Here is a 22,232-nt window from a genome sequence, read left to right as displayed (position 1 = left end):
AATGAACGCCACGCCGCCCTCCGCCGACCGCACCGATGCCACCGCGCCCCTGCGCCGACGCCCTGGGGCGCGCGCCGGTATCGTGCTGCGCATCTCCATCGGCCTGACCATCATGACGATGCTGGTCCTGCTGGTCGGCGTCGTGTCGCTGTCCTCCTTCCAGCTGTTCCGGGGGGAGGTGTCGGTGCTGTCCACCACCACCCTGCCGAAGGTCATCACCAGCGCGGAGCTGCGCGGCTCGCTCCAGAAGCTGGTCGCCCGCCTGCCCGTCCTGGCCGGCGCGGCCACCACCCCGCAGCGCCGGGCCATCTACGACGAGCTGATCAGCGAACTGGAGTTCCTGAGGAAGCTGGTGGAGCGCATGCGGGACCTCCACCAGCAAGGCGAGCCGGGCGGCGACGGCGAAAGCGACGAGTTGCGGCTTCTGGAACAGGCCCAGTCCACCCTGCTGATCCTGGCGGCGACGGTGGCCGACCTGAACGCCGAGGTCGGGCGGCAGATCGAGGCCGGTGCCCGCCAAGCGGAGGCGATCCGCGCCCTGGCCCAGCTCGCCGACGCGCTGGAGCGATTGCCGGGCGCGGAACCCGGAACCGGACCGGCCACGGCGGCGCCCGGCGGGGGCGGAACGCTGGGGGCCTGGGCGGTGCGGGCGGGCGCGCTGATGGCCCGGGCCGCCGGGGCGATGCAGACGGACCACCTCAACCGGCTGCGGGTGGAGCGCCGCAACGCGGAGCACACGCTGGCCGAGCTGGGCCGCCTGGCCGCCGCCACGCCCGAGCCGGAGGGCTCCGCCATGGAGCGCATCCGGGCCGACCTCGCCGCGATCCTGGTGGCGCCGGAGGGACTGTTCGACAGCTCCGCCGAACGGCTGCAGGCGCGCAACCGCGCCCAGGCGCTGTCCGGCCAGTCGCGCGTTCTGGTGGAGACGGTGGACCGCTTCACGCTGGCCCTGTTCGACGCCATCCACGACCAGTCCACCGACCGCACCGGCGATCTGGCGGCGATGATCCAGGAGCGCTCGCGCATGGTGATGGTGCTGGGCGGCGCCTCCATCCTGCTGGCCATCCTCGTCCATCTCTTCTTCCGGCGCTTCCTGACCTCGCGGCTGGTCGCGCTGAACGGCGCGGTGCTGGCCCGCCTGTCCGGCAGCGACGCGACGGTGCCGGTGGAGGGCAACGACGAGATCACCGACATCGCCGCCTCCATCCGCTACTTCATCGACGAGATCGACCGGCGCCAGATGGATCTGGCCGACAACGAGCGGCGCTTCCGCGACCTCGTCGAAGGCTCCATCCAGGGCATCATCATCCACCGCGATTTCCGCCCGCTCTACGCCAACGAGGCCTTCCTGCAGATGCTGGGCAGCAGCCTGGACCGGGCGTTGCGGGTGCGGTCTGTGCTCGACTTCATCGCGGAGGACAGCCGGCCGCTGGTCGAGGACAACTACCGGCACATCGTCGCCACCGGCCTGCCCAGCGAGCGGCGGCGGCTGCGCGCCCGCCGGCTCGACGGGTCGGAGCGCTGGATCGAGCTGACCAGCCGCCGCATCGATTGGAAGGGGGAGACCGCCGTCCAGTCCATCGTCGTGGACGTGACCCGCGAGGTCGAGGCCGAAGCGGCGCTCCGCCGGTCCCGCGATTCGGCCGAACAGGCGCTGCGCGAGTTGAAGGAGACCCAGGCCAGCCTGATCCAGGCGGAGAAGATGGCGTCGCTCGGCCAGCTCGTCGCCGGGGTGGCGCACGAGGTGAACACGCCCATCGGCATCACCATCACCGGCGCCTCGCAGCTTGCTCTGCAGTTCGAGGAGCTGACCCGGCAGCTCGCCGCCGGGGCTATCAAGAAGTCGGAGTTCCAGCGCTTCCTGGCCGACGGCGGCGAGATGGCCCGCCTGATCCTGTCCAACAGCACGCGCGCCGCCGATCTGGTGCAGAGCTTCAAGATGGTCGCGGTGGACCAGTCCAGCGACGAGCGACGGCGGTTCGAGCTGAAGACCTACATCGGCGAGCTGTTGCGCAGCCTGCGCCCGACCTACAAGGACGTCGGCGGGCTGGACATCGTCGTGGACAGCCCCGACGAGCTGGAACTGGACGGCTACCCCGGTGCCCTGTCGCAGATTTTGACCAACCTCGTCCTCAATGCGCTGGCTCACGCCTTCACGCCGCACCATCCGGGCCGGCTGACCATTGCCGCCCGCCTGCTGCCGCAGGATCAGGTGGAGCTGACGGTGGCCGACGACGGGCTGGGCATCCCGTCGGACATCCTGCCGAAGATCTTCGACCCCTTTTTCACCACCCGCCGCGGCAACGGGGGCAGCGGGCTGGGGCTGCACATCGTCTACAACCTCGTCACCGGCACCTTGCGCGGAACCATCACCGTGCAGAGCATCCCCGGCGAAGGCACCCGCTTCACCCTGCGCTTCCCGCGCGTCACCCCGACGGCGGGGACAAGCGTGGGAAAGGCGGAATTGGTGTGATCCGGCGTCGCTCCGGAGATCGGGGTCAGCGCACCTCGCCCTCGAACCAGTGGCGGCCCTTGCGGTCCTCGACCTCGATCACCCAGACGTCGGGGTCGTAGCGGGTCTGGCGGGCGATGTAGGCGTCCGCCGTCGCCTCGTCCACCGGCTCGGCGCCGGTGCCGCGCGACCAGCGCAGCCGCTCCTCGTCGCGCACCTGGACCAGCACGCTGAAGGTCCGGTCCAGCCGGTTCAGTTTCAGGATGACCGTGCCTCGGCTGGGGTCCCCCTTGCGCAGAACCATCATCGTGACGCCCTCGGCATCGGCGGCGCGGATGTGCGCCATCACCCAGAGGTGAGTCGGCAGACGGTCGTCCATGGAAATCCTCGTTCCGGGAAGGTCCGGGGGCTCGCCTTCGGCAAGGCCCCGGTGTAGACAACGGGCATGGCGACACTCCTGGACGTTCTCGACGCCGCCGTCAACCACCACATGGCCGGGCGCCTCGCCGAGGCGGCGCAGGATTACCGTGTCGTGCTGGCGGTGGAGCCGGCGCAGCCGGACGCCCTGCATCTGCTCGGCGTGGCCGAGGCCCAGCGCGACGCTCACGACGCCGCTGCGGCGCTGATCACCCGCTCGTTGCGGCTCCGCCCCGACGCGGCGTCGCCCTGGGCCAACCTCGGCGGCGCCCTGCGTGCGCTCGGCGCGGCGGAGCGGGCCGACGCCGCGCTGACTCGCGCCCTGGCGCTCGACCCGTCCCTGGCCGACGCCCTGACCAATCTGGGTTCGGTGCGCCACGCGCTGGCCGACCATCCCGCCGCGCTGGCGTGGCTGGAGCGCGCGGAGCGGCTGCGCCCCGGCCATCCGGACACCGCGCTCAACCGCGGCGTCGTGCTGCGCGACGCGCGACGCTTCGCGGAGTCCGACGTCTGCCTGGATGCCCTGCTGGCCTCCCGGCCCGACCACGCCGACGCGCATCTGGCGCGCGCGGTCAGCCGGCTGGTGCGGGGCGACCTGCGCGCCGGATGGGACGAATTCGAGTGGCGCCCGCGCCGCCTGCCCGCCCCGCCCTGGGCCGGAGAGCCGCTGGAGGGTCGGCGCATCCTCCTGCACGCCGAGCAGGGATTCGGCGACACCATCCAGTTCGCCCGCTACGCCCCGCTGGTGGCGCGCGCCGGGGGCCGGGTGATCCTGGACGTGCACCCGCTGCAGTTCCGTCTGCTGCGCTCGCTGGGACCGGAGATCCAGGTGCTGGTGCGCGGTCCCGCCCCGGCGCCGCATGACCTGCATTGCCCGCTGATGAGCCTGCCGCGCGCCTTCGGCACCGATCTGGCGAGCGTCCCCGCCCCTCCCGCCTACCTCGCCGCCGAGGCGGACGAGGTGGCGCGCTGGGGCCGCCGGATCGCCGAGGTTGATACGGGGGTGGGGTCCGGACCACGCGTCGGCCTCGTCTGGGCGGGCAACCCGAACCACCGCAACGACCGCAACCGTTCCATCCCCGTCGAGCGGCTGGCCCCGCTGCTCGACGCGCCGGGCCTCCGTCTGTTCAGCCTTCAGACCGGCGATGCCAAAGCGCCCCGCCCCGCCGCCCTGCCCGACCTGACCGCGGGTATCCGCGACTTCGCCGACAGCGCGGCCATCCTGGCGAATCTGGACCTCGTCATCGCGGTCGACACGGCAACCATCCATCTGGCGGGCGCGCTCGGCGTGCCGGCGTGGTTGCTGCTCCCCTACGCGCCGGACTGGCGCTGGCTGCTCGACCGTACGGACAGCCCCTGGTACCCGTCGCTGCGCCTGTTCCGCCAGCCCCGCCCCGGCGACTGGGACAGCGTCCTGCGCACCGTCGCCGCGGAGCTGAAGCGGTTCGCCGCCGCTCAGTTGGCGCCGCAGAAGCAGTCGTAGGGATCGTCCCCGCTCCAGGCCGGGCGGGGGGACGAGAGAGAGCTTGCAACAGGGAGCGCCGGCATCTCCGCCGCCAGCAGGGTGGCGTTGAAGGCGGCCACGTCGAAGGACTGCGCGTCCGGAAGATCGAAGCGGAGCGGCGCGCCGCTCAGCGCGTGCCCCAGAAGGGCAGCCCCCAGCAACGGCATCAGAAGTTGCTCCACACGGTCCAAGCCGCCCTCCCCCGGCGGCCCCACCGCCGGCGTGTGTCCCGTTTGGTCTCCTCCCTTCTACCGCAGCCCCGGTCCGGCCACCCCCTATCCTTAGGTCATATCGATCGGACGGGAGCTTTCTTCCCTCCCCCGCACAGGCTGCTAGGCCAATTTTTCCCAGCGCGCGGCAAAAAGGGGGCCGGCACGGTCGCCCCAGAGGCTTGTTCATATAAATCAGTGCGTTAGGGAAGACCCGGAAGTTGGCATCGTCCTTGCTTACCCAAATGGCAACGATTTTTGCCCTTTCCGCGTGGAGATCCCTGGCCATGAGCATCTTCGGTTCGATGACCACCGCCGTCCTCGGCCTGAGCGCGCAGTCGAAGGCCCTCGGTCACATCTCTGACAACATCGCCAACGCCTCGACGGTCGGCTACAAGCGGGTCAACACAGCGTTCGAGACGCTGGTGCTCCAATCCAACGAGCGGTTGCACGCGCCGGGCGGCGTGACGGCGGCGCCGGTCTTCATGAACAACATCCAGGGCAACCTGACCCAGGTGCAGAGCCCGACCAACGCCGCCATCCAGGGCCAGGGCTTCTTCAGCGTGTCCAAGCTCAGCCGCGGCCTGACCGGTCCCGGCCAGCAGGGCGAGACGGTGCAGACCCAGACCGGCACGCTGAACGCCGACAACGTCTATTACACCCGTGTCGGCGACTTCGAGCTGGACAAGAACCGCTATCTGGTGAACAGCGCCGGCTTCGCGCTGAACGGCTGGATCGTCGACGACGTGACCGGCCAGTTGAAGAAGGACGTGGTGCAACCGCTCCAGGTCAACACCCTGACCGACAAGCCGCAGTCGACCAACAGCATCACGCTGGGCGCCAACCTGCCGGCCACCCCGACGCCGGGCGTGCCGATCCCGTCCTCCAGCATCCAGGTCTACGACACCCAGGGCAACGCCCGGACCATCCAGTTCAACTGGCGCCAGGACGCCGCCAACGCGTGGCGCCTGGGCATCGACGCGCCGGGAAGCTCGTCGCAGCCGGTCGCCGGCTCCTTCACCGGGGGCGCCGCCTCCATGGCGGCGGGCAGCCAAGTGTCCGGCGTGACTCCGGTGGCCCAGGTCAGCCAAGTGCTGGTCAACGGCACGACCTCCGTGCCGTCCTCGTCGGTCACCGTCAGCGGACGGACCAACTACTACCCGGACGGCACGTCGCAGGACAACATCCGGGTCGGCGATACCTACAGCCTGACCATCAACGGCTCGACCGTCACGGTCGCGGTGACCGCCGCGAACATCGCGAGCTTCCCGAACTTCTCGGACGTGGCGAACGCACTGGCCAGCGCGGTCAACGGAATGGTGCCGGCCCCCTACAACGCCGAGATCGACAGCAGCGACCCGCGCAAGATCCTGGTGAAAAAGCTGGACGGTTCTCCGGTCGAGGTCAGCGGCAGCTTCTCGAACGCCGCGCCGCAGCTCAGCACGGTCAGCGGTCCCTCGACCAACCTGACCGGCTCGGTCAGCGGCGACCAACGCAGCACCTTCACCTTCTCCACCGCCGCCATCGACGTGGGCGACGAGTTCCGCATCACCGTGGCGGGCAAGGAGTTCAAGACGCGGGTCACCTCGGCCAACATCGGCGCGCTGCAGGCGGCGGGGGGTATCAACGGTGTGGTCGCCGATCTGGCAAGCCAGATCAACGGCGCCGTACCGCCGCTGGGCATCAACGCCTTGATCGGCACGGCCACAGTCCCGGCGGGCACGGCTAACCAACTCGTGCTGGACGGCACGGTCGCGACGCAGACCTTCACGGCCACCTATGGCGTGACCAACGCGGACAGCCGCAAGAACAACATCACCACCTCCAGCCCGGTGGACTACACGGCGGCCACGGCGACGCCCATCCAAGCCGCCACCGCCGCCTTGCCCGAGATCACGCAGGTTACCTTTCCCACGGCCGCGACCCTGAAAGTGCCGGACCAGTACATCGTCAACGTGCTGGGAACCGAGTTCAAGACCACGATCTCCTACTCGAACATCAACGCCCTGAGCGACATGAAGGGCGTCGTCAACGACCTGATGACGCAGATCAACAACGCCGGCCTTGCCGTGGGCGCCACGGTCAACGCCGCAGGGGATCTGGTGCTGACGGGCACGACGAACGGCACGGCCCTGAACGTCAGCGGCAACACGCTGGACATCACCGGCACGGACAACGTGCGGGTGGGCGACAGCTACACCGTGCGGGTGGACGGTGTGCCCTACGCGGTCTCGGTGACCGCCGACAACATCCTGACCATGGGGACCTACGGCGGCATCGCCAACGCACTGGCCGCCCAGATCAACTCCGCCCGGCCGCAGGCGCCGGTCATCGCGTCGGTGGTGAATTCGCAGTTGCAGGTCACCGCCCGCAACCCCGGCACGCCCTTCAAGATCGACCAGGAATACACCTCGGGCGCGGCCTCCAACAATCAGGTGAACGGCCCGACGATCAGCGCGCCGACGGACTCGCGCGGCCAGCGCCAGGAATTCTCCTACCCGCAGACGCAGATCGACATTGGCGACGTCTATTCGGTGTCGATCGACGGCACGCCGATCTCGGTGAAGGTGGACAAGTCCAACTACGGCAACTTCCAGGACATCAACGGCGTCCTGCAGGAGCTGGCCAACCGCGTCAACGCCACCAACCTGAACGTCGTCGCCACCGCGACCGGCGGCCGGCTGACCCTCACCCACAACACCTCGACCACCGGCAAGTTCGAGGCGAAGGCCAGCATCCAGAACGCCACCGGCAGCTCCGGCACGCTGACCGCCTCCACCACCACCTCCAACGTGGCGGGGGTGCGGCAGTCGGAATCGGTGACGCTGACCGGCACGCCGGGCGACAAGGACGCAGAATACACGGTCATCGTCAACGGCTCGCCGATCACCTACCGGACGACGGGTGAGGAAACCTCGATGGAGACCATCGCGGCCAGCCTCGCCAATCTGGTGAACAAGAACACCTCCTTGCCGGTGACGGCCAGCGCCGAGGGCAGCGTGCTGAAGCTCGTCGCCAAGTCGGCGAGCGGCACCGTGGCCGACCAGTTCACGCTGGAAACCGCCGCCCAGGCCGGCACCACCCCCGCGCACGTCCTGCTGAACTTCGGCACCGATCCCGGAAACGTCGGCACCATCACCAGCGTCAGCACGGCCAAGGTCGGCACCGGCACGGCAGTGACCTCCGCCAACCAGGGGCTGGGGGCGGACGCCAACGTGACCTTCACGGTGGACTACGGCTTCGGCCCGCAGCAGATCACGCTGAATCTCGGCCAGATCGGCAAGTCGGGCGGCGTCACCCAGTTCGCCGGCAGCGAGATCAACGTGCGCGAGCTGGTGCAGGACGGCGCTTCGCGCGGCCAGTACAAGGAGGTGGTCTACGGCGACAACGGCGACGTGATCGTCAACTACGACAACGGCCGCAGCCGCACCATCGGGCGCATTCCGGTGGTCACCTTCAACAGCCCCAACGCGCTCCAGCGCGAGGCGGGCGGCGTCTACATCGAGACGGACGAAGGTGGCCGGCCGAACTTCAACGACCCCGACACCAACGGCGCCGGCGCGGTGGTCGCGAACAGCGTGGAATCCTCCAACGTGGACATCGCGGACGAGTTCACCAAGCTGATCGTCACCCAGCGCACCTACTCCGCGAACACCAAGATCGTCACGACCTCCGACGAGATGCTCCAGGAAGTCCTCGGGCTGAAGCGCTAAGCGCGGTCCTGATCCAGCGGGCGGCCGCGTGACCCGCGGCCCGCCCGGTCAACAGCAGACCGCTTTCCCCGTAGACGAAAGGTCCAACGACCATGTCCCTCTTCGGCGCCCTCGGCAGCGCGACGGCCAGCCTCCGTGCGGTCCAGGCCCAGGTGAAGCTGGTCTCGGACAACGTCGCCCGCGCCGACGACCCCACCCGCACCCGGCACACCGTGTCGAACGTGCTGGATTCCAACGGGTTCGTCCTCACCTCCCAGTACCGCCGCGAGGTCGATTCCGCCCTGCTCAGCCAGGTGCAGGACCTGACCGCGCGCGAGGGCTCGTCGGCCACCAAATCCTCCTACATGCAGCAGCTGGGCGACCTGCTGCGTACGACCAGCGGCAAGCCGCAGTTGAACCAGTACGCCGAAGCCTTCCAGACCGCCTGGAAGGCGGTGGAAACCTCCCCGGAGAGCGAGGTCGCGCAGTACCAGCTCATCCAGGCCGCCGACACCTTCGCGCGCGAGATCAATCGCGTGTCCCAGGGTGTCGAGGACATGGACCGCGAGATCCAGGGGGACCTCAGCCAGTCGGTCGGCGAGGTGAACCGGCTGCTGAAGGAAATCGAGAGCATCAACAACAACATCGTGTCGCTGCAGGGCTACGGCTCGGCCGGCAACGAGGTGGCCGACAAGCGCGACGGGCTGATCCGCGAGCTGAGCACCTATGTCGGCGTGCGCACGATGGCCCGCCCGGACGGCCGCATCGCCGTCTTCACCCCCACGGGACTGGCGCTGGTCGACAGCCAGGCGGCAAATCTTTCCTACGAGGGCGGCAATATCAACCTGACGGTGGGCAATCAAGTCACCAACGTCAACCAGCACCTGAAGGAAGGCAAGGTTGCCGCGCTGATGAACCTGCGGGCCGACGGCTCCACCGCCAACCCGCCGCAGGCGGCCAGCGCCGACCCGACCACCGAGGTGATCCGCAAACTGCGCTCGCAGCTCGACGCTTACGCGCAGATGTTCACCGGCTCCACCAAGCCGGGCGAGCCCACCAGCTTCCGCGACGCCTACGATCAGGCCAAGACGGTCCCGGGCGAGGAAGGCACGCAGTTCTTCATGGGCAACGACCGCTTCACCATCCACGTGAACGAAAACCTGCTGAACAACACCAAGAAGCTGAAGAGCGCGGCCGTCAAGGACGTGGTCACGGCGCTCAGCGCGACGGGCCGCAGCTTCCAGGCCGACGGGCTGAAGCTGGAGGGCGCGTCCTTCAGTTCCATCACCAGCAACATCACCGGCGGCTGGATGTCCGCGGCCAAGACTGCGATGGACAAGTCCTCGTTGGACAAGGACTCCCGCCAGATCCTGGAGGAGCGCTACCACGCGACGACCGGCGTCAACATCGACGAGGAAATCGCGAATCTGCAGCAGCTCCAGACCTCCTACGCCGCGTCGGCACGGGTCATGCAAGTGGCCAACACGATGTTTGACGCGCTGGAGGCGATCGTCCGATGAGCTCCGTCACTCAAGTCAGCAGCTACGCCAAGTATCTTGGCCTGGTTCGCAACCTGACCAACGGCCAGAACAAGGTGGACACGCTCTCGGAGCAGTTGACCACCGGGAAGAAATCCACCGACCTGAACGCCTACGGGGCCGAGACGCAGAAGCTGCTCGCCCTGCGCGCCGAGCTGACCCAGCGCGAGTCGTACGTCCAGAACATCAACACCGCGTCGCCACGCGTCAAGGCGACCGACACGGTGCTGAACAGCCTGGAGAAGCTGGCCACGGATTGGCAGAGCAGCAACCTGATGCCGTTCCAGCCGGGGCCGGCCACCGTCACCTCCCCCTTCAACAGCAATCCCGACGCGCTGAAGCTGACGGTCAACGGCGACAAGTCCACCTTCACCCAGAACGCCCGCTACACCGTGACCTCCATCCCCTCGAAGGATGGCGTCAACGGCTCGTTCGATGTGACGGTGACCGACGGGCTGGGCGGCAAGACCACCCGCACCATCAATCTGAAGACCGTGCCCCCCAGCGACGGCGGCGGCTACAACTTCAAGATCGATGGCGGCCCCGGCGAAGGCGCGGTCCTGAACCTCAGCTTCGACCAGCTCACCGCGGCGTCGAGCAGCACCTTCAACGTGAGCTGGCCGCAGGCCAACGACATGCGCGATCGGGTCGAGGGCGCGCTGCGCGACATCCAGCAGCTTCTGAACGAGCAGTTCGGCGACCGCTACCTGTTCGCCGGCTCGCGCTACGGCACGGAGCCGGTCGGCGACCTGCTGTCCCAGCCGCAGTCCACCCGCGTGACGCTGAACGGGTCGATGGTCAACGCCGACGATTACTTCGAAGTGTCGATCGACGGCAAGCCCTTCGGCTATCAGGTCCAGCCGGGCGATCCGAAGACCGTCACCTTCGTGGCCAGCACGCTCAACAGCCTGATCCAGTCGGCCAATCCGAAGCTGCCGATCATCGCCGCCGCCGCCAACGGCGTCATCTCGCTGATCAGCGAGGACCCGAGCCAGAAGTTCGACGTGAAGGCGCGCGTCCAGAACTCGATGAGCATCGACAATTCGATGACGGCGCCGACCACCACCCAGGCGGCCACCCTGCCGGCGCCCGCCGGCACCGGGCTGAAGCAGATCGACAGCTTCGCGCTGACCGGCGATGGCGTGGACATCGGCGACACCTACGAGATCAACGTCACCGTCGGCGACCCGGACGACCCCTTCAACCGGAAATACTACTCGGAACATCCGGACGAGCCCGAGGACCTGCCGCCCTATCAGCAATACACGGTCCGCTACACGGTCACGGAGAAGGACTACAACAACGGCGTCACCGACGTGTCGAAGGTGGCCGACATGCTGCGCGCCGAGTTCTCCAAGACCAGCCCGGTCCCGCCGGTGACCATCGACGCCGCCGGCAACGGATCGACCATCCAGCTGACCAGCGACACCACGATGGACCCCAACCATCCGTCGCGCGTGCAGCAGTTCACCACCTCGGTGCGGGCGGTCAACGGCCAGATCGACAACACCATCTCGGTCGCTACCCTGCCGTCGCAGGCCGACGCGCTGACCGATCTGCCCTATGTGGACCCGCCGGACCTGCCCTTCTACGATTCGGAATACATGTCGAACCGGAAGAACAGCAAGGCGTGGGACAAGGCCGCGGTCACCATCGACGACGGCCAGACTCTGACCTACGGCGTCACCAGCGACGACCGCGCTTTCCAGAAGCTGGTCGCCGCCTTCCGCATGGCCCACGTCGCCGCGTCCAACCCCGGCAAGTACGAGGAGTACATCACCAAGTCGCGGGAGCTGATGGCCCAGGCCAAGGACGAGGTGCGCTCGGTCCACTCCAAGGTGGCGTCCGACCTCGCGACGCTGGAGGAGAAGAAGACCGCCCACACCACCGCGTCGGCCACGGTGGTCGAGCGCATCGCCGGCATCGAAGGCATCGACGAGACGGAGGTGGCGGCCCGCCTGCGCACCTCCATGAACGCCCTGGAGGCCGCCTACACGGTCGCCGGTCAGCGCCAGAAGCTGTCATTGCTGAACTACATCGCCTGAAGCGGTGATGGCTCCCTCCCCTGCGACGAGGGGAGGGTACGGCCGCCAATTAAAAAAACCGGCGCCCCGAGGGGCGCCGGTTTTCTTTTGACCGGTTTTCCTTTTGAAGCCCGGGGACCTCAGATCGAGATCCGCAGCGACTGGCGCGGCGGCTGGCCGTCCGGAGCGGAAACCGGCGGAGCCATCGGCGCGCGCGCCGCCTGCGGAGCCGGCGCCGGCTGGACCTGGGCGGGCGCGTCGGGGCGGGCAGTCAGGCCGCTTGCCACCGAACGGTTGATGCTGATGAGGGTCTCCAGCTTCGACACATCCAGGTCGATCAGCCGGGCCATGGTCTCGCGGTCGACCAGCAGCGACAGGGCGGCGATATTGGTCCGCACCTCCGGCGGGTGGCCGCAATCCTCCTCGGTCATCGCGGCCTGGAAAATCGTCCACAGGCGCTGGTTCAATTGCAGGGCACCGCGAAGCGTCTCTTCGTTCACGGGGCTGCGCCCGGCATCGATCAGGCGTCGCGACGCCTCCGCCAAAGCCCAAGCCTCGACATCGCGGGGATTGTCGGAGGTCGGCTTGTTCGCGTATGTCGGTGTCGGCTTCATTCCAAACCCTCGGGACAGGCCGCCGGACAGAGCAATGCTGAATCAGGTCCGGACCAAATGGATTGTCAGCGATCCTTCAATCCTTGTCAACTTTAGGGACCTGTCTCCGGTGATTTGCAAGGATTTGTCACGACTTCGCGGCAGTCCGGCATTAGAGGGACCGGCATTGTCGAGTTCGGCGTCGCCGCTTCCAGCAGTTCTCCCGCCGCCAGTTCGACCGCTTCCACGGAAATGCCGTCCATCAGGCCGGTGGCCTGCGGATCGGCCTTCTGACGGGCCAGGAGCTCGGACCGCGGAACCCGGCTGATCACGGTGCGCGCCGCCACGCCCCAAGGGCCGTAGGTCTCGGGAAAACCCGGCCCGAAGAGGCCGACGGTCGGCGTGCCGGCGGCGGCGGCGATGTGCATCAGCCCGGAATCGTTGCCGATGTAGAGCGCCGCCCGGCGCACGCAGGCCGCCGCGGCCATCGGGTCGGTGCGCCCGGTCAGGTCGATGGCCCGCTCGCCCAGCGCCTCCAGGACCGGTCGGGCGCGTTCGCGTTCCGGACCGGCGGCGAGGACGGCGACGCGCCGGCCGGACAGCCGGCCGCCGGGTCCGGTCAGCCGCGTTGCGAGTTCGGCGAAGCGGTCCGCCGGCCATTCCTTGCCGGTCCAGTTCGCGGTCGGGCCGATCGCCAGGAACGGCTCCGCGCCGCCGGGCAGCAGCCGGTCGGCCGCCGCGGCCGCCGCCGCGTCGATCCACAGGCGGGGCGACGGCGGCGGGGACAGGCGGAGCACCTGTCCGATCTCCTCCACCTTGTGGAGATGCGGGGCGCGGGCGTGGAAGAACCGGCGTTTCGCCAGCACCAGACGGCCGACCGCAGAGTTGCGCAGGTCCACCACCAGATCCCAGCGCGTGCCGACGCAGGCCCTCCACAGGTCGATCCAATGCCGCGCCCAGGCCCGCTTCGGCATGGGGATCAGCCGCTCCAGCCCCGGAACGGAACGGAACAGCGGTGCCGGCAGCGGGCCGCAGGCGATGGTCAGCGCGGCGTCCGGATGCCGTTCACTCAGATGGGCCAGCAGGCCGGTGGAGAGGACAGCGTCGCCCAGCCGGTTGGAGGTGATGAACAGGATGCGCAAGAGCCGGCCCGCCTCCTCAGCCCGCCGCCGCTTCGCCGCCGGGCGGCACGCGCCGCCGCAGGTTGCGCGACAGGATCCAGGCCGCCGGCGCCAGGGCCGCCACCGGCAGCACATACATCAGCGGCACCAGCACGGTCACCTTGGCGGCGAGGCTGGACAGGCCGAGGACGGCGGACTGGATCGCCATCACGACCAGCACCGCGGTGGTCACGCGCACCGACTGGCCACGGCGGTTGAATTCGCCCGACAGCAGGCAGGCCAGCGCCACCATGGTGTAGGCCAGCGCCAGCAGGGGCGAGGACAGGCGGTGGTGCAGTTCCGCCAGCAGGTCCCGCATCATCTTCGGGTCCTCCGCCATCTGGGGCGACGGGTGCAGCAACTCGTCGGTGGAGCGTTCGCGGGCGTCCGGATAACGCTCGGCATTTGCGCTGCTCAGCACCTTCAGGTCCACGGCGTAGCGTTCGAAGAAAAGCTGGGACAGCCGGTTGGTCTTGCGGTCCAGCTCCTGCCGGTTGCCGTTGAAGACGACGAAGCGCGCGCCCTCCGACCCGGTCAGCATCACCGCCCGCTCGCCCATGATCGTCACCGGCTTCTCCGGGACCCGCCCGTCATGGATGATCACGTTGTGCAGATTGGCGTCGCTGTCGCGCTCGCGCACGAAGACGCTGAAGCGGTCGCCCACCTCGTTGAAGACGCCTTCGCGCAGGAACAGCTGCGAATAGTCGCTGCGCACGGCGTATTCCATGCGCACCAACTCCTGGTGGGCGGCGGGCGTCAGCCACAGGTTCAGCACATAGACGACCACCGTCACACCGAAGGCCAGCAGCATCGCCGGGGCCGCCAGGGCGAAGGGACCGACGCCGGCGGCGCGCATCACCACCAGTTCGCTGTCGGTCGCCAAGCGGTTGTAGGTGAACAGCACCGCCCCGACCAGCGCCAGCGGCAGCACGATGCCGAGGAAGGTCGGCACCGTCAGGACGAGCAGCCACAGGAACACCCGCATCGGCGCCCCGGCTTCCACCACCATCTCGATCAGCCGCAAGGACTGGCTCAGCCAGATCGTCAGGGTCAGGCCGGCCGTGGAATAGAGAAGGGCGATCAGAAGATTGCGGAAGAGATAGCGTTGCAGTCGGTTCATGTGCATGCGTCACGGGGGAGCCCGGCGAGAAGCTGACGGGCTCGGGCGTCCGGGTCAAGTCCTGATCTGGAAACAGACCCGGCGCACCGAACTTTTGCTCCCCGACACGCCGTCCGCCGCGTCAGGCGGTGCGCACCGCGGTCAGGAACACCTCCACCTTGCTGCGCAGCCCGTCCGCCTGATCGGACAGCGATCCCGCGGCCTCCAGCACGTTGCGGGCGGCGCTGCCGGTCTCGCTGGCCGCCCGGTTCACGTCGGCGATGTTGGAGGTGACGTCCTGCGTGCCGACCGCCGCCTGCTGGATGTTCCGCGCGATCTCCCGCGTCGCCGCCTGCTGCTGCTCCACCGCCGCGGCGATGGTCGAGGCGACCTCGCTGATTCGCCCGATGGTGCCCATCACGTCGCCGATCGAGGCCACCGCACCCTCGGTCTCGCTGCGGACGGAGACGATCTTCGCGGCGATCTCGTCGGTGGCGCGGGTGGTCTGGTCGGCCAGCGCCTTCACCTCCGCCGCCACGACGGCGAAGCCCTTGCCCATCTCGCCGGCCCGCGCCGCCTCGATGGTGGCGTTCAGCGCCAGCAGCCGGGTCTGCGAGGCCACCTGGGTGATCAGGTCGATCACCGCGACGATCTCCGCCGAGGCGGAGGCGAGGCTGCGCATCGCCTGATCGGCGCGCTCGGCCTTGTGCACCGCCTCGTCGGCGATGGCCGTGCTGCTGGCGACCTGCCGCCCGATCTCCTGCACCGAGGCGGCCAGCTCCTCCGTGGCGGTGGCGACGGTCTGCACGTTGGCGCTCGCCTGCTCCGACGCGCCGGCCACGGTCACCGACTGGCGGGTGGTCTGCTCGGCCGTGGCGGCGAGCTGGCTGGCCGTCGCCTTCATCTGCACCGCGGCGGCGGAAACGGAGCCGAGCACGGCCGCCGCCTCGCGGTCGAAACGGCCGGTCAGCTCCTCGATGGCGCGGGCGCGGCGGGCGCGGACGTCCTGCTCCGCATGCTCGCGCGCGGCGGCGTCCCGCGCGGCGATCATGTTGTCCTTGAAGACCAGCACGGCCTTGGCCATCTGCCCGATCTCGTCGCCCCGCCCGGTGGCCGGCACAGGGGTCGCGGAGTCGCCGTCGGCCAGCCGGCGCATCGCCTCGGTCATGGCGCCCAGCGGCCGCACGATGGAGCGCGAGGTCAGCAGGATCGCCGCCGCAGCGATCAGCAGCCCCAGGGTCAGCAGAACCGCCTGGATCATCACCAGACGGTCGGCACCCTGGATCATCCCCTCCGTGTCGGCCTGCAGCAGGGCGCGCTGGCGCGGGATCAGGCCGCTGGCGTCGTTGGAGCGGGCGTCGCCGACCAGCAGGCTCATCACTTGGTTGGCGCGCGGGATCGCGTCGTCGTTCAGCGAGTTCAGCGCCCCCATCTGGTCGCCGATGGTGCCCAGCGATTCCGCCATGTCCTGATCGCGGCGCAGATGGTCGAGCAGCGGCTTCACCGCGTCCCAGGTGGCCCGCACTTGCGGGTCGGTCCAGCGCGGCGACAGGCCGTCCATCTCCTGGCGCAGGGCGTCGATGCGGTCCCAGGCGACGTTGCGCTCCTGCTTCAGGTCCTCGCGGTTGGTCAGCAGATAGCCCTGCATGGCCGCGTTGGTCGCGGTGACGGACGCGACGATGCCCTGCCCGGCCAGCGCCGTCGGCATGCGGACATCGGCCACCAGACGGCTGAGCGTCTTCCCATTGTCGGTCAGCAGCAGGCCGGTGCCGACCGTCACCACCAACACCGCGATCACCGCCGCGAAGCCGATGGACAGCCGCTTGCCAATCCGCAGATTGCCGAGTGCCTTCATTCGTTCCTCCCGTGCAGCACCCTTTTCGGACGCTTGTTTTCTCGACCGGACGTTGCTGTGTCTGGTCGTTGCCCTTATCTGGGAACGAATGATGGGCCAACAAACATTAAAGGAGTGTTTCCAGCGTCGAGGCCGCCTGTTGCAAACACGCGGTCAAATATCCTCGGCACCCAGGTAGGATTCGATCACCTTGGGGTTCGCCACAACTTCCGAGGGCAATCCGTCAGCGATCTTCTCCCCGTGGTCCAGAACGACCACCTGGTCGGACAGGGCCATCACGGCGCGCATCACATGCTCGATCATCAGGATCGTCATGCCCTCGCGCCGGTTCAGGTCGCGCAGCACCTCGACCATGCGGTCGACCTCGGTCGGGCGCAGACCGGCCAGCACCTCGTCCAGCAGCAGAAGGATCGGGCGGGTGGCGAGCGCGCGGGCGACCTCCAGCCGCTTGCGGTCCGGCAGGGTCAGGCTGCGCGCCGGGCGGTTGGCCTGATCCGCCAGCCCCAGCCGGTCCAGCACCCGCCGGGCCTGATCGCGCGCCGCCGCGACCGACCGTTCGCGGGCCAGCGCGCCGACGATCACGTTTTCCTCGACCGACAGCTGCCCGAAGGGCTTAACGATCTGGAAGGTCCGGCCGATGCCCGCCGTGCAGATGTGGTTGGGCTTCAGCCCGGTGATCGGCGCGCCCTTCAGATGCACCCGCCCCTCGTCGGGCGGGAAGACCCCGGCGATCAGGTTGAAGGTGGTCGTCTTACCGGCGCCGTTCGGCCCGATCAGCGCGACGATCCGGCCCTCCGGCACGGAGAAGCTGACGTTGGAAACGGCCTTCAGCCCGCGGAACCGCTTGGACAGGCCCTCGACCTCCAGAAGCCCGGCCATCACGCGTCCTCCCCGGGGCGGCGGACGAGGCCCAGCCGGGCGGCCAGCCACGGCCACACCCCGTCCGGGCGGTAGACGACGATCACCACCAGCGCCACCCCGTAGAACAGCTGCTTCAGGCCCGGCAGGTCGAAGCCGGTCGCCTCGATCAGGAAGGTCAGCAGCTCGCCCAGCGGGGTCAGGATGAAGGCCCCGAGGATCGGCCCGATCAGCGTGCCGATGCCGCCGACGATGGCCGGCAGGATGATCTCGATGGAGCGGCCCATGGAGAAGACCTGCTCGGGGAACAGGTTGTTGAAGTAGAAGGCCTGGAACACCCCGCCCAGCGCCGTCAGGGCGGAGGACACGGCCACCGCCGCGATGCGGGCGCGGAACAGGTCGACGCCGACCGCCTCCGCCGCCTCCGGCTCCTCGCGCACGGCCAGCCACTGATAGCCGAGGCGGCTGTGCAGCAGGACCCGCGACAGGGCCAGCGCGGCCAGCACCAGCGCCAGGATCACGTAGTAGAACAGCTCCGGCGAGCCGCGCAGGTTCAGCACGTCGTTGCCGGCGTCGCCCGCCACCGGGATGAAGAAGCCGCCCGAGCCGCCGAACCATTGCAGATGGTCGAAGCCGATGCGCGCGACCTCGGCGAAGGCGATGGTCAGCAGCGCGAAATGCACGCCGCGCACGCCGAAGCGGAAGCCCAGGAAGCCGATGAAGCAGCCCGCCGCCGTCGCCGCCAGCATGGCCACCCACATGCCCGCCCAGGGACCGATCCCGAAATGCACGAACAGCGCCGCGCTGGCGTAGGCCCCCAGCCCGACATAGAGCGCGTGGCCCAGCGATAGCAGGCCGGAGAAGCCCATCATCACGTTCCACGCCTGCCCGACATAGGCGAACCACAGCACCGTGGTCAGCACCGACAGGACGTAACGGTCGGCGATCATCGGCGCGGCCAGCAGCAGCGCGCCGCACAGCGCCAGAAGGACGATCCCGCGCCCCGTCACGACCGTTTCCCCAGCAGGCCCTGCGGGCGCAGCAGCAACACCACGATCAGCACACCATAGCTGAAGAGGGATTTGAGCGAGGGGTCCAGCAGGAAGCCGGCCATCGCCTCCGAAAAGCCGATCAGCATGCCGCCGAGCAAAGCGCCCGGCAGGCTGCCCAGCCCGCCGACGATGACGATGATGAAGCTCAGCAGCGTGTATTCCGGCGCAAGTTGCGGCCGGGAATCAACCAGCAGAGTCATCAGCGCCCCGGCAATGCCCACCACCCCGGCGCCGATGCCGAAGGTCAGCGCGTAGAGCCCGTCGATGTTCAGCCCGACGACGCGGGCGCCCAGCGGGTTGTCGGCGCAGGCGCGAATGGCCTTGCCGGTGCGGCTGAAGCGGAAGAAGGCGAACAGCGCCACTGTCACCACGATCGCACCGGCCCCGGCGCGCAGCCGCACCGCGTCGAGCAGCAGCGGCCCGATCTCCACCGTGTCGAAGCTGTAGGGCACCATGACGTTGCGCGAATCCGGCCCGAACAGCATCAGCATGGCGTTCAGGATGATCGTCGCGATGCCCAGCAGCAGGATGAACTGCATGTGCTCGGGCCGTTCCACAAAGCGGTTGATCAGCCCGCGTTGCAGCACCCAGCCGAAGGCGAACAGCACCGCCGCGACGACCGGCGCCGCCAGGATCGGGTCGAGCCCGAGAACGCCGGCCAGCAGCACGGCGCCGTACATGCCGGCGACCATCATCTCGCCATGCGCGAAATTGACCACGCGCACGACGCCGAAGATGACCGACAGGCCGAGCGCCGCCAGCCCGTAGACCAGTCCGGTCAGCAGGCCCGACGCGGCGATGTTCAGGTAATAGTCAAACGGCATGCATCATTCGCCCTTGGGAGAGCCCCGGATGGCCAAGCCTGAGCGGCGTAGCAGTCCTTCGTAGTCGTGACAAGTTTCCTGTGCGGATCAGGCGGCGCTCAACGGCGCTTTGCCTCCTCCAGACGGGCGCTCAGGGCGTCGCGCAGGCAGTCCTCCGCGGCTGCGGCGACCGCCGGGTCCTCCTCCATGCCGCGGCGGACCCAGCAGCGGGCGGTGATGCGGTCGTCGAAGCGGCGCTCCTCCTGGAGCAGCGCATAGGCCGCTGCGTCGCGACGCTCCGCCGGCAGGGCGGCGAGGTGGCGCTGGTGCAGCCCGCGCGCTCTCCCGTCCAGCGCAGCGAGGTCCGGCACCGTGCAGATCATCCGGCGCAGCGGCGCGCCGGCCGTGGCGCAACGCGGATCGGCCAGGATGGGGAGCGGCGGAGGCGCAACCTTCGGAAGCAGGGACGGTGACGGGGTAGGAGTTGGGATAGCCGCCGGAACGGCGACCGCAATGGTGGGTTGCGGCGCCGGGACGGCGGCGGGTCCGGAGACGACTCGGACGGGGGTTCCGACCGGCACCATCTCGAACAGGACGGCGATGTCGGCGGGCAGCATGCGGAAGCAGCCGCCGCTGGCCCGGCGGCCCACCGAATCCGGCTCGTTGGTGCCGTGGATGGCGATGGCCGTCCAGCCGAGGTCGAGCGCGAACTTGCCCAGCGGATTGGACGGCCCCGACGGCACCGACACCGGCAACGCCGGATTCTCCCGGCGCTGGTTGGCGGTGGGGTGCCAGGTCGGGTTCCGCCGCTTGCGCAGGACCCGGCTGTCGCCCAGCGGAATCGCCACGCCGAGCCGTCCGATGGCGACCGGGAAGGAGCGCGGCGGGCGGCCCTCCTCCAGCAGATGAAGCCGGCGCTCCGTCAGGCTGATGACGATTCGCCGCGTCGGGGTCACCCCGGCGGCGGTTTCGGAGGTGGTGTCGGCATCCTGCGCGCGAACGCCGCCAGGCGAAACGAGCGCGAGGGCAATCGCCAGGGTTGCCGTTGGAACAAGATGCCACAAGAATGTCGCGGTGCGCTGCATGGGAAAAGTTCAGCGCATCCGCCCTAAAAGCGCGTAAACATGCCGTCAGGGACCAAGCAGCAGGAACGCCGACCATGGACACCATCGAACAGACGCTGGCCGTTGCGACCGAACACCATCGCGCCGGCCGCACCACGGAGGCGGAACGCCTGTACCGCGAGGTGCTGGCGGCGTCGCCCGGCCATCCTGACGCGCTGCACCTGCTCGGCGTCATCGGGCTGCAAGGCGGGCGTCCGGCGGAGGCGGTGGACCTGATCGGACAGGCGGTGGCCGGTGACCCGACCTCGCCCCTGCTGCACGCCAATCTCGGCCACGCCCTGCACGCCACCGGCCAGACCCGCGATGCGGCGTTGAGCTTCGCCCGCGCCCTGACCCTGCTGACCAACGAGGGCGAAGGCTGGGGCAACGTCAGCGCGCTGGCCGGGCTGATCCGCCGCTACGACGACGAGACCCGCAGCGCCGCAGCCGCCGAGGTCGACGCGGCCTACGCCATGGGCGACGTGATGCGCCGCCATTCGCTGCTGTTCCTGCTCGACGGCGACGTCGCCCATTACGCGGCGCTGACGGACGCCGTCCTGGAAGACCCGATGCGCTTCACCGTGCCGTCGATCCATTACGCCTTCTGGGGCATGGCGATGCAGCTCTTCCAGGGCGCGGCGCGGTCCGGCGATGCCGGCGCCTTCCACACCGGGAACCTCACCGACTACTACCGCCTGATGGTGGACGAGACGGCGCTGCGTTTCCACCTGCGCCGCCGCATGAAGCGCGCCACGCCGCGCGGAGAGGTCAGGCGGATCGCCCTGATCACCAACCAGATGCTCGGCGCCGGACACCAGCCCACCGCGGACGCCTTCGACTTCGCCCGCCGCCTGCAGGACGAGTTCGGGCGCGAGGTGGTCATCATCAACCCGAACGCCATGGCGATCACCGGCGAGAACGGCTTCGTCCCTGAATACGCCTACAACATCACCGAGGAGTATGACGGAGAGCAGGTTATCGCCGCCTTCGGCGCGAGGGTCCGCATGATGTCCTTCCCGCAGAAGCGCTTCGACGAGGAGAAGGTGAACGCCATCGTCGACTACGTGGACGGCTTCGACCCCGACGTCATCGTCGCCTTCGGCGGGTCCAACGTTGTGGCCGACCTGTTCTCCGGCGCGCGCCCGGTCATCTGCCTCCCGACCTCCTCCGGCCTGCCGCTGTCCATGGCGCGGCTGGTCCTGGGCTATGGCGAGGCCGACACCACCCAGGGCTGGCCGGCGGACATGGCGGAGCGTTTCCGCCCCTTCTCCTTCGGCTGGACCCTGCCGCCCACCGGGCCGGAGCGCAGCCGCACCGATTTCGGCCTTCCCGAAGCCGGGCCGGATGGCGGACCGCTGTTCCTCGTGGTCGGCAACCGCCTGGACCAGGAGGCCGGGCCGGAGTTCCTGGCGCTGGTCGATTCGCTGCTCGACCGCCTGCCGGAGGCCCGCATCGCCGTCGCCGGCGGCGTGGAATCGCTGCCGCAGCGGATCGCCGCCCTGCGCAACGCGGACCGCGTCCACACGCTGGGCGACGTCGAGGATGTGCGGGCGCTGCACCGCCTCGCCACCGCCTATCTGAACCCGCGCCGTCAGGGCGGTGGCGGCAGCGCGGCCTTCGCGCTGGCCGACGGGGTTCCGGTGGTGACCATCGCGGCGGGCGACGTGGCGACCGTGGCCGGACCGGCCTTCACGGTGGCCGACGAGGCGGCCTTCCTGGAGCGCGCCGCCGCCCTGGCGAGCGACGCGGCCTTCCGCGACCGGCAGTCCGCCGAGGCCCGCGCCCGGTTCGCCGCGGCCGGCGACCGCCGCGCGTCGGTGGAAAGGCTGCTGGCATACGGGCTCGAAGCCCAGACGGCATAACGGCAAAGGGA

Annotated in this window: 16 protein-coding genes; 6 read left to right on the top strand and 10 right to left on the bottom strand. The window is 69.2% G+C overall.

Going from position 1 to position 22,232, the window contains the following annotated elements; genetic code table 11:
- Nucleotide 1: 1 nt before the first annotated feature.
- Nucleotides 2–2,473 carry a PAS domain-containing sensor histidine kinase gene (locus H1Q64_RS22620; RefSeq protein ID WP_237905707.1) on the top strand — a complete coding sequence of 824 codons (2,472 nt, stop codon included), beginning with the start codon at nucleotides 2–4 and terminating at the stop codon, nucleotides 2,471–2,473.
- Nucleotides 2,474–2,498: 25 nt separating this feature from the next.
- Here the strand turns inward: H1Q64_RS22620 and H1Q64_RS22615 are convergent, their stop codons facing one another.
- A complete protein-coding gene (locus tag H1Q64_RS22615; RefSeq protein ID WP_014197577.1) occupies nucleotides 2,499–2,831 on the bottom strand; it encodes a DUF1491 family protein in 333 nt (110 codons plus the stop codon).
- Between the two features lie 66 nt (nucleotides 2,832–2,897).
- Between H1Q64_RS22615 and H1Q64_RS22610 the strand changes: the two genes are divergently transcribed.
- Nucleotides 2,898–4,352, top strand: a complete 1,455-nt coding sequence (locus H1Q64_RS22610) for a tetratricopeptide repeat protein (RefSeq protein WP_237905706.1) — start codon at nucleotides 2,898–2,900, stop codon at nucleotides 4,350–4,352.
- Here the strand turns inward: H1Q64_RS22610 and H1Q64_RS22605 are convergent.
- Entirely contained in the window at nucleotides 4,325–4,555 is a 231-nt protein-coding gene (locus H1Q64_RS22605; RefSeq protein ID WP_237906500.1) for a hypothetical protein, read from the bottom strand. The two genes, H1Q64_RS22610 and H1Q64_RS22605, sit on opposite strands and share 28 nt — an antisense overlap.
- 314 nt (nucleotides 4,556–4,869) lie before the next feature.
- Here H1Q64_RS22605 and H1Q64_RS22600 point away from each other — a divergent pair, with 314 nt between their 5' ends.
- The 3 genes from H1Q64_RS22600 to H1Q64_RS22590 all read left to right on the top strand — a co-directional run bounded on the left by H1Q64_RS22600 (nucleotide 4,870) and on the right by H1Q64_RS22590 (nucleotide 11,857).
- Entirely contained in the window at nucleotides 4,870–8,295 is a 3,426-nt protein-coding gene (locus tag H1Q64_RS22600) for a flagellar hook-basal body complex protein (protein WP_237905705.1), read from the top strand.
- A gap of 92 nt (nucleotides 8,296–8,387) precedes the next feature.
- Nucleotides 8,388–9,794 (top strand): flagellar hook-associated protein FlgK, encoded by a 1,407-nt coding sequence (gene flgK / locus H1Q64_RS22595; RefSeq protein ID WP_237905704.1) that lies wholly within the window; start codon nucleotides 8,388–8,390, stop codon nucleotides 9,792–9,794.
- Entirely contained in the window at nucleotides 9,791–11,857 is a 2,067-nt protein-coding gene (locus H1Q64_RS22590; RefSeq protein WP_237905703.1) for a hypothetical protein, read from the top strand. The genes flgK and H1Q64_RS22590 overlap by 4 nt, the downstream gene beginning before the upstream one ends.
- Before the next feature lie 119 nt (nucleotides 11,858–11,976).
- Here H1Q64_RS22590 and H1Q64_RS22585 read toward each other — a convergent pair whose 3' ends face one another.
- The 8 genes from H1Q64_RS22585 to H1Q64_RS22550 all read right to left on the bottom strand — a co-directional run bounded on the left by H1Q64_RS22585 (nucleotide 11,977) and on the right by H1Q64_RS22550 (nucleotide 20,341).
- On the bottom strand, nucleotides 11,977–12,450 hold the full coding sequence (locus tag H1Q64_RS22585; protein ID WP_237905702.1) for a flagellar biosynthesis regulator FlaF: 474 nt from the start codon (nucleotides 12,448–12,450) through the stop codon (nucleotides 11,977–11,979).
- A 92-nt stretch (nucleotides 12,451–12,542) separates the two neighbouring features.
- Nucleotides 12,543–13,571 carry a glycosyltransferase family 9 protein gene (locus H1Q64_RS22580; RefSeq protein WP_237905701.1) on the bottom strand — a complete coding sequence of 343 codons (1,029 nt, stop codon included), beginning with the start codon at nucleotides 13,569–13,571 and terminating at the stop codon, nucleotides 12,543–12,545.
- Between the two features lie 16 nt (nucleotides 13,572–13,587).
- The gene (gene lptF, locus H1Q64_RS22575; RefSeq protein ID WP_237905700.1) at nucleotides 13,588–14,709 is read right to left on the bottom strand and encodes an LPS export ABC transporter permease LptF; all 1,122 of its coding nucleotides are present in this window, start codon (nucleotides 14,707–14,709) and stop codon (nucleotides 13,588–13,590) included.
- A 121-nt stretch (nucleotides 14,710–14,830) separates the two neighbouring features.
- Complete coding sequence (locus H1Q64_RS22570; RefSeq protein WP_237905699.1) at nucleotides 14,831–16,543, bottom strand: methyl-accepting chemotaxis protein; 1,713 nt, start codon at nucleotides 16,541–16,543, stop codon at nucleotides 14,831–14,833.
- 153 nt (nucleotides 16,544–16,696) lie between these two features.
- Entirely contained in the window at nucleotides 16,697–17,422 is a 726-nt protein-coding gene (locus tag H1Q64_RS22565; protein ID WP_041812312.1) for an ABC transporter ATP-binding protein, read from the bottom strand.
- Complete coding sequence (locus H1Q64_RS22560; protein ID WP_237905698.1) at nucleotides 17,422–18,411, bottom strand: branched-chain amino acid ABC transporter permease; 990 nt, start codon at nucleotides 18,409–18,411, stop codon at nucleotides 17,422–17,424. Before H1Q64_RS22560 ends, H1Q64_RS22565 begins: the two co-directional genes overlap by 1 nt.
- On the bottom strand, nucleotides 18,408–19,277 hold the full coding sequence (locus tag H1Q64_RS22555; protein WP_237905697.1) for a branched-chain amino acid ABC transporter permease: 870 nt from the start codon (nucleotides 19,275–19,277) through the stop codon (nucleotides 18,408–18,410). Before H1Q64_RS22555 ends, H1Q64_RS22560 begins: the two co-directional genes overlap by 4 nt.
- Before the next feature lie 98 nt (nucleotides 19,278–19,375).
- On the bottom strand, nucleotides 19,376–20,341 hold the full coding sequence (locus H1Q64_RS22550) for a L,D-transpeptidase (protein ID WP_237905696.1): 966 nt from the start codon (nucleotides 20,339–20,341) through the stop codon (nucleotides 19,376–19,378).
- Between the two features lie 74 nt (nucleotides 20,342–20,415).
- Between H1Q64_RS22550 and H1Q64_RS22545 the strand changes: the two genes are divergently transcribed.
- Nucleotides 20,416–22,221 carry a glycosyltransferase gene (locus H1Q64_RS22545; RefSeq protein WP_237905695.1) on the top strand — a complete coding sequence of 602 codons (1,806 nt, stop codon included), beginning with the start codon at nucleotides 20,416–20,418 and terminating at the stop codon, nucleotides 22,219–22,221.
- The last annotated feature ends 11 nt before the right edge of the window (nucleotides 22,222–22,232 follow it).

This window comes from Azospirillum brasilense, assembly GCF_022023855.1.
Classification (GTDB): domain Bacteria; phylum Pseudomonadota; class Alphaproteobacteria; order Azospirillales; family Azospirillaceae; genus Azospirillum; species Azospirillum brasilense_F.
The sequence above is the reverse complement of the archived record's forward strand: the minus strand, read 5'-3'. Positions and strand labels throughout refer to the sequence as shown.